13 protein-coding genes are annotated in these 16,212 nt (G+C 40.6%); 12 read left to right on the top strand and 1 reads right to left on the bottom strand.

Features of this window, described 5'->3' with window-relative positions:
* Positions 1-93 precede the first annotated feature (93 nt).
* The 3 genes from uvrB to UABAM_RS33050 all read left to right on the top strand — a co-directional run bounded on the left by uvrB (position 94) and on the right by UABAM_RS33050 (position 3,459).
* Positions 94-2,109 (top strand): excinuclease ABC subunit UvrB, encoded by a 2,016-nt coding sequence (uvrB, locus tag UABAM_RS33060; protein WP_152021893.1) that lies wholly within the window; start codon positions 94-96, stop codon positions 2,107-2,109.
* A 142-nt stretch (positions 2,110-2,251) separates the two neighbouring features.
* On the top strand, positions 2,252-2,839 hold the full coding sequence (locus tag UABAM_RS33055) for a hypothetical protein (RefSeq protein ID WP_152021892.1): 588 nt from the start codon (positions 2,252-2,254) through the stop codon (positions 2,837-2,839).
* 11 nt (positions 2,840-2,850) lie between these two features.
* Entirely contained in the window at positions 2,851-3,459 is a 609-nt protein-coding gene (locus UABAM_RS33050; RefSeq protein WP_152021891.1) for a hypothetical protein, read from the top strand.
* A 36-nt stretch (positions 3,460-3,495) separates the two neighbouring features.
* Here UABAM_RS33050 and UABAM_RS33045 read toward each other — a convergent pair whose 3' ends face one another.
* Positions 3,496-4,014 carry a hypothetical protein gene (locus tag UABAM_RS33045; protein WP_152021890.1) on the bottom strand — a complete coding sequence of 173 codons (519 nt, stop codon included), beginning with the start codon at positions 4,012-4,014 and terminating at the stop codon, positions 3,496-3,498.
* Between the two features lie 591 nt (positions 4,015-4,605).
* Here UABAM_RS33045 and UABAM_RS33040 point away from each other — a divergent pair.
* The 9 genes from UABAM_RS33040 to UABAM_RS33000 all read left to right on the top strand — a co-directional run bounded on the left by UABAM_RS33040 (position 4,606) and on the right by UABAM_RS33000 (position 16,209).
* Positions 4,606-5,256: a hypothetical protein gene (locus UABAM_RS33040; protein ID WP_152021889.1), complete on the top strand. Its 651-nt coding sequence runs from the start codon at positions 4,606-4,608 to the stop codon at positions 5,254-5,256.
* Positions 5,257-5,447: 191 nt separating this feature from the next.
* Positions 5,448-5,843, top strand: coding sequence for a hypothetical protein (locus tag UABAM_RS33035; protein WP_152021888.1), 396 nt, complete (start codon positions 5,448-5,450; stop codon positions 5,841-5,843).
* A 3-nt stretch (positions 5,844-5,846) separates the two neighbouring features.
* Positions 5,847-6,935 carry a phytoene/squalene synthase family protein gene (locus UABAM_RS33030; RefSeq protein ID WP_152021887.1) on the top strand — a complete coding sequence of 363 codons (1,089 nt, stop codon included), beginning with the start codon at positions 5,847-5,849 and terminating at the stop codon, positions 6,933-6,935.
* On the top strand, positions 6,932-8,368 hold the full coding sequence (locus tag UABAM_RS33025; protein ID WP_152021886.1) for a sigma-54-dependent transcriptional regulator: 1,437 nt from the start codon (positions 6,932-6,934) through the stop codon (positions 8,366-8,368). Before UABAM_RS33030 ends, UABAM_RS33025 begins: the two co-directional genes overlap by 4 nt.
* A 49-nt stretch (positions 8,369-8,417) precedes the next feature.
* On the top strand, positions 8,418-10,385 hold the full coding sequence (locus UABAM_RS33020) for an Ig-like domain-containing protein (protein ID WP_152021885.1): 1,968 nt from the start codon (positions 8,418-8,420) through the stop codon (positions 10,383-10,385).
* A gap of 31 nt (positions 10,386-10,416) precedes the next feature.
* Positions 10,417-11,346 (top strand): vWA domain-containing protein, encoded by a 930-nt coding sequence (locus UABAM_RS33015; RefSeq protein ID WP_152021884.1) that lies wholly within the window; start codon positions 10,417-10,419, stop codon positions 11,344-11,346.
* Positions 11,347-11,355: 9 nt separating this feature from the next.
* A complete protein-coding gene (locus UABAM_RS33010; protein ID WP_152021883.1) occupies positions 11,356-11,976 on the top strand; it encodes a MotA/TolQ/ExbB proton channel family protein in 621 nt (206 codons plus the stop codon).
* Positions 11,977-12,609, top strand: coding sequence for an ExbD/TolR family protein (locus UABAM_RS33005; RefSeq protein ID WP_152021882.1), 633 nt, complete (start codon positions 11,977-11,979; stop codon positions 12,607-12,609).
* Positions 12,610-12,636: 27 nt separating this feature from the next.
* A complete protein-coding gene (locus tag UABAM_RS33000) occupies positions 12,637-16,209 on the top strand; it encodes a PQQ-binding-like beta-propeller repeat protein (protein WP_152021881.1) in 3,573 nt (1,190 codons plus the stop codon).
* Positions 16,210-16,212: the final 3 nt, after the last annotated feature.

Genomic DNA, 16,212 nt, shown 5'->3' with positions numbered 1-16,212 from the left:
TATGATCGTGATATGCTAGTAGTTGGTGAACACCAACTACTAGCATATTTCCATACTTAACTGATACCACCCCAAACTCCAAGGACAAAAAATATGTTTGAACTATGTTGTGACTGGCTTCCCCAAGGAGACCAACCCAAAGCCATCGACAAATTAACGCAGAGTATACAGAGCAACAAACAATATCAAACTCTTCTCGGGGTAACGGGAAGTGGAAAAACCTTTGTAATGGCAAATGTCATTCAAAAATTGCAACGGCCAACGCTTATTATTTCGCACAATAAAACATTGGCCGCACAACTATATTCGGAATTTAAAAGTTTTTTCCCGAAAAATGCCGTTGAGTATTTTGTTTCCTATTACGACTTTTACCAACCCGAAGCGTACATCGCCCAACGTGATATCTATATTGAAAAAGAATCCTCGATTAACGAGCAACTGGATAAACTGCGTTTGTCTTCCACGTCCTCGCTACTATCAAGACCCGATACAATTATCGTTGCTTCTGTATCGTGTATATACGGTTTAGGAGATCCCGAAGATTATCGTAGCATGGTAGTACGCATTGAAAAAGATACCGATATTGAGCGCGATGACTTACTACGCCAACTTGTCAATATTCAATACGAACGCAACGATTTCGAAACTTCGCGTGGTACTTTTCGCGTACGCGGCGACACTATTGAAATCTACCCCAGCGACGAAGCTGCTGCTCTGCGTGTAGAAATGTTCGGCGACACTATTGAAAAAATTTTCTACATCGAACCCGTGAGTAAAGAAGTACTTAAAGAAGTGGACGAAGTGAGTATATATCCCGCCAAACACTTTGTTACTCCTGCCGAAAAAGTGGAAAGAGCCATCGACAGCATCCAAGTAGAACTCAAAGAACAACTAAAAGTGCTGAAAGAACAACAAAAACTTTTAGAAGCCAGTCGTTTAGAAACGCGAACTCTACACGATTTAGAAATGCTACGCGAAGTAGGTTATTGCTCGGGGGTTGAAAATTACTCGCGACATTTCTCACGCCGTAAAGCAGGAGAACGACCAGCTTGTTTACTGGACTATGCCCCCGAGGATTTTCTTACATTTATCGACGAATCTCACGTAACCATTCCACAAATTCGCGGAATGTATCGCGGAGACCGTGCACGCAAAGAAAATTTGGTCAACCATGGATTTCGTTTACCTTCGGCTCTTGACAATCGTCCACTAAAGTTGGAAGAATGGGAAAATGTTACCGGCCAGACGGTATTTGTTTCCGCTACACCCAACGACTATGAACTTGAACAGAGTCACCACGAAGCTGTACAGCTCATCATTCGCCCAACAGGTCTTTTAGACCCCGAAGTAGAAGTGATTCCTACGGAAAACCAAGTACAAGACATTATCGAGCGTATCAAACAAAAAGCAGAAATCAACGAACGCGTCTTGGTGACCACTTTAACAAAAAGTCTCTCCGAAGATTTGACCGACTACATGAAAGATGCCGGTATTAAAGTCGCGTACTTACACTGCGACATTGACGCATTTGAACGCGTAACTATTTTACAAGACTTGCGCAAAGGTAAATACGACGTCGTCATCGGCATTAACTTATTACGCGAAGGTCTTGACCTTCCCGAAGTATCTCTCGTTGCTATTCTCGATGCCGATCGCGAAGGTTTCCTACGCTCCGAAACCGCGCTTATACAAACGATGGGGCGTGCAGCGCGCAACGCGCGTGCGAAGGTAATCCTCTACGGCGACCGTATCACACCCGCGATGAAAAACGCCATGGAGGAAACTAAACGTCGTCGTGAAATCCAACAAGCCTACAACAAAAAACACGGTATAGAACCACAAGATATCAACAAAAAAATACTCTCGGGTATCGAAGAAATCCAAGAGCAACAATCCGAACTAGACGGTCTTGTACGCGAATCCACAAGTGATTATAATGCCCAAGAGCAAATACAAGAACTAGAGAAACATATGATGCTCGCCGCCCAAGAGCTAAATTTTGAGCTTGCCGCCAAATTGCGCGACCAGCTATTATCTCTCAAAGAGGGCAGTTCAACAGCAGATAAAAAACGTAAAAAAGGAAGGCGTAGACGCAGAAGAAGAGGCTGAGATAACCCAGGTTATTTTAAATACCTTAGAGCGTGCCATTCTGTTCCTGCTCCCGAAAAGATAGAACAAAACAATAAAATTTTCGGGATCGGCAATGGAATTCATTTGAAAGTTTCAATGCTCTAAATAGAAAAGGCAAGATATGTTTTACTCTATCGGATTACAATACAAGAGTGGTGGACACATGCGCGTAGTAAAAAGTAAAACCCTACAAGCAGTAGAAGCACATACCGAGTATCGTGGGTGTACATTCTATTTAGAGGGGTCACACTGCCTAGATAACTGCGTTTTTAAAAACTGCTCGTTTCGCGGACAGTTACATCATGAAGAGAGCAAAGGTGGTTTGTACCCTACTTTTTACAATTGCACCTTCAACTGCGAAACAGTCACAGCGAAAATTATAGAATCGCACTTTATAGGTGAAGAGAGAGCGCTGTTAGAGTGGGTGCACAACCTAACGATCTCTCCACTTCTTACAGAACAAAATTATATTGCCCTAAACGCAAAACTTTCGCAAATAAAAACAATAGACCTATCCGCATACAAGAGCTACAAGGAACTACCCTGTGCGTGGTTTAAACGATTCCCTACTTTACAGAGCGTCATTTTGCCGCTAGATATTCCCAATATCAGATCGTCACAGATCCACCATAAATTAATGCTTCTAAGACATGCAGAAAAAGATATAGCAACGCACTTGGAACTCATGCGTTTGCCTCCGTTTGGGTAATAGAAAACATAATGAAAATCATAAAAAACAAGACACTTCACGCCGTTGAACTGTACACAACGTACCTTGGTTGCACCTTTTACTTAGAGCGACCATATTACTTCAACGATTGCGTTTTTGACAACTGCTCTTTTCGCGGAGAATTGCATTACGTGGAAAGTGAGGAGGTAAAGTCTAATTTTCCTATTTTCGATAACTGTAGCTTTAATTGTGAAGAAGTAAGCGCGCAAATGATTGATGGTGATATCGATTATAACGGCGCAAGCATAAGTTTTCTATTAGAAGTAACAAACACTTTGATAATAAAGCCATACTACACACCATCCAAAAGAATAAAAATAGAAACCCCACTACCCAAAATAAAGATAATCGACATCTCTGCATACGAAAACTATCGTGAAAACGAAACGCATTTGCATTGGTTTGACCAATTCCCAACATTACAAAAGGTAATTTTACCTCCTGGTCTACCTTATTCTGTGGTCATAGAAATTTATTCGGCACGCAAAAAATTCGACTTTTTTTCAAAAAAACAACTACGTCAAAAAGATAACGGTATTACAGAGGAAGTAGAGGTTGGACGTGTGCTAAAAAGATCCTCGCATTATTACACCCATTAAGGGTGGCACATGTCGACTGTTTTTTCGTTCTTATAATTATTTTTTGCGGAGCGTTTTTTGATTTTTTGCAACACAGGAGCGTACATCAGGGTCAACATCATTGGCTAATTTTTCGATCAAATCTTTTGGAGTATTCGGGTTTACTCCCACACCACATCGTACACGAGGTTCAAAGTCACGGGCTAACTTTTTTAACGTGCCAATAGGTGTATTCGGGTTTTCAGCGACACGATAGCGTATACGAGAAACAGAGTCATTGGCAAGTTCTTCCAAAGAAGAACTCGAAGTATTGGGATTTGCGGCAACATAGTAGCGTACACTCGCATCTGAGTCACTGGCTAATTTTTCTAGGGTGCCACTAGAAGCATGCGGATTTGCGGCAACATGCATGCGTAACATAGGAACCGATGGACGGCTAATTAGATTTTCTAATTCACTTTGCGATGTGCTTGTTTTCGCAATCTCCAAATTTGATTTAGCTCCGGCACACCCAGACATCACTAACACCAGTATAACAAAAACAATTCTTATATTTTTATGAGTCCACTCAGACATTTTATTTCTCACTTTTATAAACGATGATTTTTATTTTTTTTGCTTCCGCATCGTCGCAACTGATATATCTCAAACGTTACGATTGAGAATAGTATACAAATAATGAAACGCGTATGCAAACTCGCGAAGGAAATATTATAATTCCTCCTCGACTCGTGGACGAAAGTATTTTAGCAGGATATAATGTATTTGATGAGATCGAGCCATAACTAAAAAACAGTATCGCTTTTCGTTTGCCCGGAGCCCACGAATGCAGAAGACATGAACATCGTAAAAGGAGAAACGTATCGCGGATGAGTTTGCCACATCCAAAATTGATTTACCAAACAACCTAGTATTGTGGCCCATGTACGAATCCAGCAAAGACCACCCCCATCGTCCATCTGTATATGAACTTTGCCGCCAAAAATAGACGAGCTGCCTACCTTGAGGCACTTATGGCTTTGCCGCTCACTTAAAGGTAGAGGAAGTAAAACAGAAACCCCATATTCTCTCTAAAAACGGCGAATTTTTTTATTATCATTACACCCGAAATTACGCTATAATACCCATAAATACTAGCACTATTAAAACCAATACGAGGATGTTACTATGAGAATCGTTATTTTGTTATGTTTGGCGTCGTTACTTGGCTGTCAGACGACCCAAATTCCCAAAGACCAGTATTCCAAATTGGAAACACCACAGGAAACGTTTGAGTTTGTCAAGAAAACTGTGCGTTATGACGACCCAGAGGCTTTCTACTACTGCTTGGCGGATTATATCAAACGCCAAGTTCCTCTAAGTCAAATTACATTTGCGTGGGCACTCGCTGCAAATCTCTTTAGTCTCGTCGGCCAAGTGGAAGTGCAAAAAGTGGAAACACCAGCACCTGATTTACCTAATCGTCAGGACCTAGCAAAAGTCACCGTAAAGCTCAAAAAACTCGAAGCGGCATTTTTGTTAATGCATGAACAGGGCATGTGGAAAATTGCCAATCCGCAGCATTATGGTATGCCAGATATATCGCAACTTCCGACAAGGCAGCAGTTACCATGGCGGACAATGGCTCGCGCTTCTAATACACAAAATATGGACGATTGGAGTCGCAAAAACTACCAGGGTATTAACAAAAAAGCCGTAAAGTTGCCTCCAAAAAGCATTCCGTGGCGTCGCGATCAACGTGGAAAATACAATACAGTACAAGATTGGTATGGGCCACAGGAAAAGAACAATAACAAAAAGAAGAAAAAAAAGAAATAGTTGTTGTGGGTAAACGTTTATCTAACGTTGATTGGGGGACGGGCGGACACTAGGTCCGCCCCTACATAACTACAAATTGTTATAGATTTATTTCTAGTTTGCGATGTTTCATAAACTTGACCACAATGTTTTTCACTGCTATAATTACAACAAAAACTACCATTTACGAAATAATTCAAAAGGAAAGACTCATGGCAAAATTACCAAATGTTCTCGAAAAGCGCTCTGTACTTTATGGCAAAGAAATCGCGGACAGCAAAGTAAAAGACATTGCAAAACAATTCTTGGCAAACGATCAACTCAGTGACGCAATTGATTGTTTCCGCAAAATAAAAGATGCCGAGGAACTTGGTAAACTTACGGCCGCAGCTGTGGAAAGTGGAGATTTCTTTTCTGCCAATAAAATCCATGAATTCGCCCCACTTAGTGACGATGAGTGGCGAACACTTGCGAAAAATGCCGAGAAACACAACAAAATATTCTTTGCAAAAAGTGCATACGCAATGCTGGAGGATGAGGAAAAAGTAGCAGAGCTTTTGGAAAAAATCAAAGCTGATTTTCCTGGCTCATATTTGGAAAGGCTATAACTAGTGGACTTTAACACCCTAGAGCAGAACTTACAACAAAATAAGGATGTAGACAAGAAAGCTTTTTGCGAACTCATTTTCCCTCAAGTTTCACGAACATTTGCGGTAAATGTGGTACGTCTTCCACAACCATTGCAGTTCCATGTTCTCGTCGCGTATTTGTTATGTCGTATCGCCGACACCATCGAAGACAATGCCAAACTACCGGCACAGCGTAAAAAAGAGCTTCTTGATGATTTTGCAAAACTCGTCACCGAGGAACAATGGTCTACAATGTATGGAGATTTCGAAAAACAATGTCGTGACGAAGTGCTCGGGGAAGAAGTCGACATCACACTTCTACACCACAGTAAATACGTACTGCAATGTTTTTGGGAATTTCCTAAGACGGTACGCGACAATATTCGCAAATGGGTACAAGAAATGGCGCATGGAATGGGCGAATACGCGACACGTAAACAAACAAGCACGGTTACGTTCCTGCAGTCCGTTGATGATTTAGAAAAGTATTGCTATTACGTCGCGGGAACCGTAGGACACTTACTCAATGGGCTATTTGCCCATCATTATTCTTGTATTTCCTCAAAAAAATATGCATTTATGGAGAAGAAAGCCACTTCATTTGGTCTTGGTTTACAACTAACAAATATCATAAAAGACTCGATCGTCGACTATCAACGTGGGTGGTGTTATTTACCAGGAGACCTTCTACAAGAACTTTCGCTTACGGATGGAAGATTGTTGGACAACTCTTGCCGTGGAAATGCTTACAAATTGATGCATACCATCATTCAACGTGCGAAAGAACACCTAGACAACGCCTTACTTTACTCGTGCGCTCTCCCCAAACGCGCAATGAAAGTTCGCGTATTCTGTTTTTTACCACTGATGATGGCAATAAAAACCCTAGAACAGGCCGCAGCGAACGAACAATTATTTGACAAGGACAATCCTGTAAAAATTTCACGTGGTGATGTACTTGACATCGTGAAGTACACACGGCTCAACGTATGGTCAAATTTTCGTATGATACGCTGGTATAAACGTGTCGAAAAATCCCTAACTACAAAACTTGCAAAGAATTGTTTATGAACCCAAAAATAATCATAGTAGACGATGAATACAACGCTCGATTTGCAATGAAAAAAGCCTTGAGCAAAGAAAAATATCAGATTGAAGAGGCGGAAAACGGCCTTGTTGCCCTGGAAAAAATTCCGGTGTTCCATCCTGACATTGCATTTTTAGATCTCAATATGCCACAAATGGATGGTATAACAGCTCTACAAAAAATAAACGAGCTGGAGAATCCACCTTTAGTCATCGTCGTTACCGCACATGGTTCCGAAAAAATTGCTGTTGAATCGATGAAAAAAGGGGCATATGACTACATTGCAAAACCATATGATGTAGAAGAATTGCGGATTATTACGCGAAACGCTCTCGAAAAACTATCGCTCGTCCGCGAAAATATTCAACTAAAAGAAAAAATTAATCTTCAAGATTCTTTTGGGGAACTCATCGGCGAATCTAAAGAAATGCAAAGTGTCTATGACATGATTGAAAAAGTCGCCAATACCGACGTCACCGTACTGATTACCGGAGAAAACGGCACAGGAAAAGAACTTGTGGCACGCGAGATTCACAAACGCAGTTCGCGAACCAAGGGCAAGTTTGTACCACTCAATTGCGCCTCTGTTCCCGAAAATTTAATCGAAAGCGAACTGTTTGGTACTGAAAAAGGAGCTTTCACCGATGCACGAGAACGTAAAGGAAAATTAGAAGAAGCCAACAAAGGTACTTTATTTCTCGATGAAATTGGCGACATGGGGCTCAATATGCAGGCAAAAGTACTCCGTGTTCTCAACGATCGCATATTTGAACGCCTAGGAGGAAACACAAGCATCCAAGCGGATGTACGTTTTATTTCGGCAACAAACAAAGACCTCGATATTGAAATTGAAGAGGAAAACTTTCGCGAAGATCTTTACTACCGGATCAAAGTGGTGGATATCGTCATGCCGCCTCTACGTGAAAGAGCCACAGATATACCACTTTTGACGGAACATTTTCTAAAACTTTTTTGCAAAAAACACAAAAAGAACATAGAAGCTATTACTCCAAAAGGTCTACAACTTTTGATGGACTACTGCTGGCCCGGCAATGTCCGCGAACTAAAAAATACCATTGAAAAAATGGTCGTACTCGCCGATAGCACGCTCATTGACGAACATGATCTACCTGAAAATATCGTTCAGGGGAATGTAAAGAAAAGTTATAGTTTTCCGTCCAGCGACAAAGTTCTCAATTTATGGCAAAACTACATAAACACCAATAAAGTGTCGTTTAAAAATGCCAAGAGAGCCTTTGTGCGCGAATTCGAAAAAGTTTTTATTGTCGAAAAACTAAAGAAACATCAAGGAAATATAACCCAAACAGCAAATACTCTAGGAATTCCCCGACAAAGTTTACAGCAAAAACTACGCGAGCTGGCCATTAATGCACGCGAATTTACCAAAGAACAGTAATAACCCAAAACTCGCAGTTTCAGAAAACACCAAAATTTAGGAGATAGAGGTGAAACACATATTGGTACTACTCATCGTTTTCAGTGTACTGTACGCACAAGAAACCCCTGAAGCACAAAATATAGTTATTAGCATAGAACCTAGCGCTGAATTTGTTAAAGGTACAGTGCAACTGCAAGTAAGCGCTGACGCTGAAAGCGTCGAATTTTTTTGCGACGGAGAAAAAATAAACGATGCACAACTTCAAGGCGAAAAATGGCAGTGCGCATGGGATTCTTCACAAGTAGAAGATGGCACACATGAACTAACAGCGGTAGCAAGCAAAGAGCAGCAAAAAACCACCAGCGAAGCGCTAAAATGTGATGTGGATAACACTGCACCACAAATTATTGCTAGCGTTGAGCAAACATCTGCCCAAGAAGCGCAACTCAACCTCGAAGTTACCGATAACAATCAATATACTGTTACACTTGCGGTAAACGGAGCTATTCAACAAGAATATACAGCTCCATTTACATGGAAAGTCCAACCAGGAGAAACATACAAACTAGACATCGAAGTTGTGGATGCCGCGCAAAATGTTTCCACAAAGCAAATAGAGTTTTCTCCACAGCAACAAGATATTGAACTAGAAGTAATACAAGCATTCCCCACAATGAGCAATGCCGAAGTTATGTGTAAAATAAAAACAAATGCACAAAACGTAATATGTTACCTTTCCGAAAATCCCGAAGTACGCGCCGATATACAAGAATCAGAAGGTATCTACGAAATTTCCTGGACACCAGAAGATGATGGTCTTTACACACTAGTGCTATTTCTTGAAGCCGAAAATGGAAAAACAAAAGAACAACTATTTCCTGTACGCATAGACACCAATCCTCCGGTAATTACTGTAACAGAAAACGAAAGTATTACGAGTAGCGACACCGTAACAATCCGTGCGAAAGTTACCGATGTTTCGCAAATCGCAGAGGTTGTGTTGTTCAAAGATGAACAACAAATAGCCGCTCTTGAAAATAAGGAAAATGCGTGGCAATGGCAAGGGCAGTTGACAGCAGAAGGTGTGCACAGTTTTCATGTCGTAAGCAAAGACATACTCGGAAATACAGGCAAAAGTACCGTACAGAAATTTATATACGATCGTACCGCACCACAAGTACAAAATATTCAAATAACCCCACAGGAATTACAAATCGGTATTGTGAACATTAGCGTAACGTATGAAGACAGTATTTCAGGTATCTCTCAAGATGTGGCGCCGAGAATTTACCTTGGTGACAATCAGCATACCTTTGAGGTTATTGAAAACAAAGATAATGGCTGCGCAGCAGAACTTTTAATTACCGAAGATTTTACTCCTGGAGAGTATTCCGTGTACATAGAGAATGTGCAAGATCTCGCCGGTAACACCTTAGAAAAAACATTGCTGGGTACCATTAAGGTGAGTGAAAAAAGCCAAGGTGTCGGTAACTGGCCACTATTACCACAAAATAAAATTCCCGATATTGCACTTGATACTCAGAGCAATGTGCTATTAATTCGTGGCGCCGCACAACAACCAATTGTGAGTGCTGAAGATGGTGTTATTGTCGCTATTCACAGTCGCGTAAATGAACCAGGATATGTCATTATTGAAAACTTACGCGGTAAACAAGCGTGGGGCTACTACAATGTCCATCCGCAAAAACATCCTGTAGAAAAACGTCATTGGGCACTTGGTGATGCTGTCAAAAAAGGTGACACTATCGCACAAATGGCAGATGGAAAACCTTTGCAATTAAAGCTCCTAACAAAACAAGACAATCACTGGGTAGCAAGTGCCGATCTTATGACCGCACTAGAACCTCAGGCAAGTGAATACGAAAAAACAGCGGTACCAACAGCTACGGCCACAACGGAAAAAATAAATTTTCCCCAAAAATTACAAACGAGCGATTGGTTACTCATTGCATACCTCGCAGTGTTTATCACCATAATATTCGCGCTCGTTTCACCTAAGAAAATAAAAGCTTAGGAACAAAAAAACATTCCACAAGGACTTAGTTATGAACGAACAAAATAATTCGGTGAAAAAGAAATTCTGGGATGAAAAATCACTGCGGTGCATGGGCATATCCACGGCTGCCCATGTACTATTTCTTATTGTTATCTACATCGCAATGATGCCCGCTAGTGGCAGCGAAGGAGACGATATGATTGATGTGTCGTTCGAAAGTGTTGCGACAGAAGACAATGATAACAATCAAGATTCAAGTGAAAGTTCGTCAGAAGAATATCAACCAGATTTGTCAGAAAACATCGAAAATATAGAGAATGATTTAGAAGACGTCGTCGATGACAGTTACGATGAATCCGAATACATCAAACAACAATACGATAAACTGCGCAACCAAGACAACAAGGCCAATCAAGATAAAAAAAACATTGGCAATAATCTTGTAAAACGCAGTAAATACGGTCCTTTAACCCCGCGCATGTTTTACGGCGTACGCATTTTTGCGCGCAATGTGATTTTCGTACTCGACATCTCCGGTAGTATGAACATCTACGAAGCCGTCTTACAGCTCCGTAATGCTTATCATAGTCTAAAAGAAGGGGAAAGTTTTAATATTATTCTCTATTCAGATAATGCGGTGCGCTGGCAAAGTGAAATACAAACGGCGACACAAGAAAACAAAGAACTTGCCGATCAGTGGTTGTCTGCACGACGAAGACGCGGTGGTACAAATATGTACGATGGGCTACGCCAAGCTTTTGAAATTGCGCGTGGCGGGAAGGATACGATTTTCTTTCTGACAGATGGTCACCCCACCGCAGGTAAAGTGACCAATCCACAACAACTTTTAAAAACAGTGGCTCTGTGGAACAGCGATAAACAAGTTACGATTCATACCATTGGACTCGGCGCACACCAAGATGAAGGATTCCTGGAATCTCTAGCAGGACAAAACGATGGAGTTTACTACAAACGTTAAGGAAAAATCATGAGTGAAATATTAGCAGCGGGAGGTACAACCCTCTACGTAATAATCTTCTGTTCTGTTGTGGCATTAGGTTTTACCATAGAAAGATTTATTAGTTTTCGCCAAGCAAAGTGTAACCTAGAAACTTTTCTTCCCGACCTGGAAAGTTCTCTAAAATTAGGAAAGTGGGATGATGCTCTACAACATTGTCAAAAAAGCCGCGGCTTGATACCGAGAATCCTAAGTGTGGGTTTAAAACACAAAGACGAAAGCGTTGAAGACATACGTTTAATACTCATTGACGAAGTGCAAATTAACGCCCTTCCCAGCCTTAACAAAAACTTGGACATCCTATCGACAATCGCCAAAGGAGCACCAATGCTTGGACTGCTGGGAACTGTATTGGGGATGATTCAAATGTTTGAAGTCATCGCCGCTGCGGGACTCGGAGATCCTCAAAAAATGGCCAATGGTATTCGCTTAGCACTTTTCACAACCGCCGCAGGTATGATGGTCGCCATTCCGGTTATTTTTGTTCATGCTTATTTTAAAACGCGTATTCGCAACTTTGAACGCGATACTTATAATTGCCTTACGAAATTTATTCGTCTGGTACGTAGACGCAAGGAGGTTTCCTCATAAATGAGTGACGCAAAATGGCATCTCAAGAAACGCGACTCGGGCAAAGTCTACAAAGATTTAGATCTAGGGACTCTTAAAACTTGGATACTAGAAGCGCGTATTGAAGCAGATGATTATGTCGCAAATAGCGAAACGAAAAAATGGGCAAAAGCGTCGTCCCTAAAAATTCTCCAGTCTTATTTTGCTCCATCGGCAACGGGATCTGATGTAATCTCTAGTCGCGATCTACGCTTTGGGTGGAACACCGAAGATGAGGAGAGCACAAATGTCGATTTAACTCCGATGATCGATGTCACATTTTTATTGCTCATTTTTTTTATGGTCACGGCGACCTTTGCTGTTCATGAAATAGCCAATATTAAAGTACCGAAAGCCAAAAACACCAAGAAAAGTCCCGACAAAAAAACAACGGTATCTGTGGACAAAGACAAAAATGTTTTTATCGGCAAACAAAAAGTCACCCTTCAAGAGCTCAAAAAAGTACTCAAGCAAAAGGCCGCACAAAATATCCAACAGGATGTAATTTTGGCGGCGGACCGCTCGATTGATTGGGGATTTATTATTTCGGTATTAGATGAAATTAAAGGTTCTGGAATTGAGGACGTTAAACTCAAGCTGGAAAAAAAGAAATAAAGCACTTCTGTATGAAATGGTTCACCTATGCACATAACGGACAGTTTTTTAAAAGATCTCATTATTCGCCACGAGTTTCTACAGCAAGGCAAATTAAAGTCTCTCTGCGAACTACAAAAAAAGCTACAAGACAATAAGCTACCAAAAACGTTGGTGGAAATATTCCAATACAAAAAAGTGTTTAGTGAAAATCGCTTAAGCCAACTGCAACAACTCATTGAATTTTTTAACACACGAACCTATGACAGTTTATTGAGTCAATTTGCCATAGAAGAAAACATGGTTTCTCAAGAACAATATGAAAAGAGTCTCATCACACAACGCGCGATTTTTGAAGTCAATAACAAGGTTGTTCCATTAGCAAAAATTTTTGAAATAAAAGAAGTCTGTAATGAAAAACAACTACAACCGATTATCGACAAAATCAAAGCACTACCACAAGAAAAACTAGACAAACTGTGGCAAAAACACCAAACAGAAATCAACAAACAAGACAAACAAGATCTAAAGTGGCGTAAAAACCATGGCAAAGACAAAAGCATGGCATCTAATAAAGTAGAAAAAGATGCGCCTAGTAAACGACAGGCTCCGCCTAGTAAACTCGAAAAAGACACCCCCCCCAGTAAGCTCGAAAAAGATACGCCACCTAGTAAACTACAAGCTCCTCCCAGTAAACTCGAAAAAGATACGCCACCTAGCAAATTACAAGCTCCTCCCAGTAAACTCGAAAAAGATACGCCACATGAGGAACCAACGACATTTTCTATCGAAAAAACATCTGCGGCCAAACAACCGCAAATTCCTCCTAGTAAACTAGAAGAGGATGAGGCCGCTTCTCCTGATTTGGCAAAAGACGAAACAATTCCTCCAAGTAAAATTGTTGTTATTGATCCATCTAGTCACAAAAAAAGCCCCCCTGTAAAAGAGGGCAACAACTTAGCACTAACAAGTTTTGCCATTGCAATTGTGATACTCGCAGTGATTGCAGGAGTCTTTTATTTCAACCAAAGTACAGACGAAAAAGACTTTGCGATTATATCACAACTTATGGAACGCCAAGAAAATGCTGAAGTCGAAAAAAAATCTCGTTTGTTTTTGCAACGCTACCCTGACAGTAACCTAGGTGACAAAGTCAAAGAAAATTTGCAAGATATACTCGTTCGCAAAGCGCAAATTTTTTTCAACCAACAAGAAATCTCTCAAGCATCAACATCCTTAGATGAAGCGGCACAATTAGGAGATTTCGCGACAAAACGCATTGCGAATTTAAGGCGCGAAATATATAACTATCAACAGTTGGCTCTGCGTAAAAGTAACTTCAAAGATGCCCTACAACAAGCACAAAACATGATGAAAAATAATGATTTGCAACGTAGCCAAACATTTATCACTAACATCGCAAATCAATATAAGGAAGATTGGGCAAAACGCGACCTGCAAAAGCTACGCAGTTACTTTGCAAATTACAAACAAAAATTTATCGCCCAAACCTATGTATATGTCGATACTCTTCCCAAATATAAAGGTGTTACGTTCCCCGAAAATTCAAAAAACATTGCGCTTGAAATGCTGCCCTTAGGCGAAATCAACGCTAGTAAATTACCGTCTAGTGGTACAAACTTTTTTGCCATAGCCAAAAATCACTTATACTGTTTTGATGGGCAAAACGGTAGAATACGTTGGGTGACAAAAACCATAAACAACTCCATCCATCCTGTTTTTCTCGCTGGCCCCAAACAAAACTTCAATATGAAAATAGCCGACAGAGTTTTACTTTTGCAAAACCCCAATTTGCTAGTTATGTTAAAAACTAGTGACGGCTCTGTCATCTGGAAAGCCAAAATTCCCGGCGTAGTCAGTACACAACCATTCATTTACAAACAACGCATTTATGTCGGACTTTTTAATGACCACTGTTTAGAAATAGATGTGCAAAATGGTAACCTCCTTGGTGCATATCGTACCGGAGAAACACCACTTTTTGCCCCCACAGTGGATCGCAAATTAAACTATATGTTTATTCCTTGCCATGACAATGTGTATGTATACAACAAAGACACTGGCAAACTCGCTTATTTAATTCCCTACGACAAAACTCCATGTGCGCCAACAATAGCTGTTTTTCCTTATCTTTGTACTTTTACCAAAGATAAAACACATAGTTATGTAAATCTTTATAAAATTGGTAAACAAAACAGTCAATTGCTAAAAACAGTGTCGATTCCAGGAGAGATGTCAACACCTGCGGCGATGTCATGTGGGAACTTGGCCATCGCCACCAACAAATATTTACAATTGTTTTCTCTAAATACAAAAAATGTACAAGAGGCGATTTTTCCATTAAATAAGACCTCTCCCATCTTGTTAGACACAACGCAAACTTTCATGCAGTTTTCTAACTTGGGACGTTCGCTTACCGTTAGTTCACAGAAGTTATTTGCCGTTGATATCCAATTGTTTACAAAACGTATAGATGTGGTCCGTAAAAAATGGGAGTTAGATTACTCACAACAAAACATTCCCATGCCCATTCAGCGCACACGCGAAATGATTTTCACCGTAACGGCAAAACAAAATAACTACACAGCTCACTGCTTTGCATACAAAGAAGGAACACCTGTCAAGTTATGGGAACGTTCTTTTGCCTCTTCATGCTATGATTCTGTTTTACAACTAAACGATGGACGCACCTATCTAACAACAACAGAGGGCTCTATTCACGAAATTTTTACGAAACAAAACAAAATCAATTACAGAGTACTCGCCACAGATACCGCCTTTGCACCACCTATAACAATCGATAATGAGCACTTTTTTACCATAGATCGCGAAAACCATGCCGTACTGTGTAACAATATCACCGGATGGCCGGTATGGAAAGCGGATAAAATCAATGCCCAAAAATACCTCGGTGCATGTACAGGTGAAAATGCGATTTTCTTTGCTTACGATAAAACAATTACCGCTTTAAACATTACCACAGGTAAAAAGTCTCATTTGGAATATTCGGAGTTCAAGGGAAAGTCTTTTTCATCTGCACCCTACTTTTACAACAAAAGTATATTTATCGGCAGCGAAGACGGTGTGCACGAACTTACTTTGGCAAAACAAGACGATATTGCTTTTTTACAAAAAAAATGGTCGTTTGCGGCTCAAAACGCTGTTACGACAACGCCTATCTGTGTCAAAGATACGTTGTATTTTGGAAGTGCTGATGGCAATATGTACGCCATCGACTTTACACGACGACGTTTAAAATGGAATGCAAAAACAACAGGGGCAATACATTGCCGTCCCACGATTCACAACAATACCATTTATTTTGGCAACGACGACAGACAAATTTATGCCGTAAATGATGAAGGGAAGACTTTGTGGCGCAAAAAAATGACGGGAAAGATAATTGCTTCCCCTGCCGTGATTGATGAACGCATTTACTTTACTTCTGTCGCTGGAGAAGTTGTAGCAATTACCCCACAAGGAAAAACATTGTGGCGTGTTTTTATCCCGGGAACCATTAGTACTTCCCCGATCAAAATTGGTAACTTTATTGCAATTGCTAGCAACAATGGTTTTGTGTATTTTGTAAAAGAAAAATAGTAA

Origin of the sequence: Candidatus Uabimicrobium amorphum (assembly GCF_009002475.1) — a bacterium.
GTDB classification, from domain to species: Bacteria; Planctomycetota; Uabimicrobiia; order Uabimicrobiales; family Uabimicrobiaceae; genus Uabimicrobium; species Uabimicrobium amorphum.
Note: the sequence above shows the minus strand (reverse complement) of the source record. Positions and strands in the feature narration are given on the sequence as shown.

What these genes read in the sequence shown, in the direction of transcription:
- uvrB (WP_152021893.1), top strand. Translation starts at nt 94, where the DNA reads ATGTTTGAACTATGTTGTGACTGGCTTCCCCAAGGAGACCAACCCAAA.
- UABAM_RS33055 (WP_152021892.1), top strand. Translation starts at nt 2,252, where the DNA reads ATGTTTTACTCTATCGGATTACAATACAAGAGTGGTGGACACATGCGC.
- UABAM_RS33050 (WP_152021891.1), top strand. Translation starts at nt 2,851, where the DNA reads ATGAAAATCATAAAAAACAAGACACTTCACGCCGTTGAACTGTACACA.
- UABAM_RS33045 (WP_152021890.1), bottom strand. Translation starts at nt 4,014, where the DNA reads ATGTCTGAGTGGACTCATAAAAATATAAGAATTGTTTTTGTTATACTG.
- UABAM_RS33040 (WP_152021889.1), top strand. Translation starts at nt 4,606, where the DNA reads ATGAGAATCGTTATTTTGTTATGTTTGGCGTCGTTACTTGGCTGTCAG.
- UABAM_RS33035 (WP_152021888.1), top strand. Translation starts at nt 5,448, where the DNA reads ATGGCAAAATTACCAAATGTTCTCGAAAAGCGCTCTGTACTTTATGGC.
- UABAM_RS33025 (WP_152021886.1), top strand. Translation starts at nt 6,932, where the DNA reads ATGAACCCAAAAATAATCATAGTAGACGATGAATACAACGCTCGATTT.
- UABAM_RS33015 (WP_152021884.1), top strand. Translation starts at nt 10,417, where the DNA reads ATGAACGAACAAAATAATTCGGTGAAAAAGAAATTCTGGGATGAAAAA.
- UABAM_RS33010 (WP_152021883.1), top strand. Translation starts at nt 11,356, where the DNA reads ATGAGTGAAATATTAGCAGCGGGAGGTACAACCCTCTACGTAATAATC.
- UABAM_RS33005 (WP_152021882.1), top strand. Translation starts at nt 11,977, where the DNA reads ATGAGTGACGCAAAATGGCATCTCAAGAAACGCGACTCGGGCAAAGTC.
- UABAM_RS33000 (WP_152021881.1), top strand. Translation starts at nt 12,637, where the DNA reads ATGCACATAACGGACAGTTTTTTAAAAGATCTCATTATTCGCCACGAG.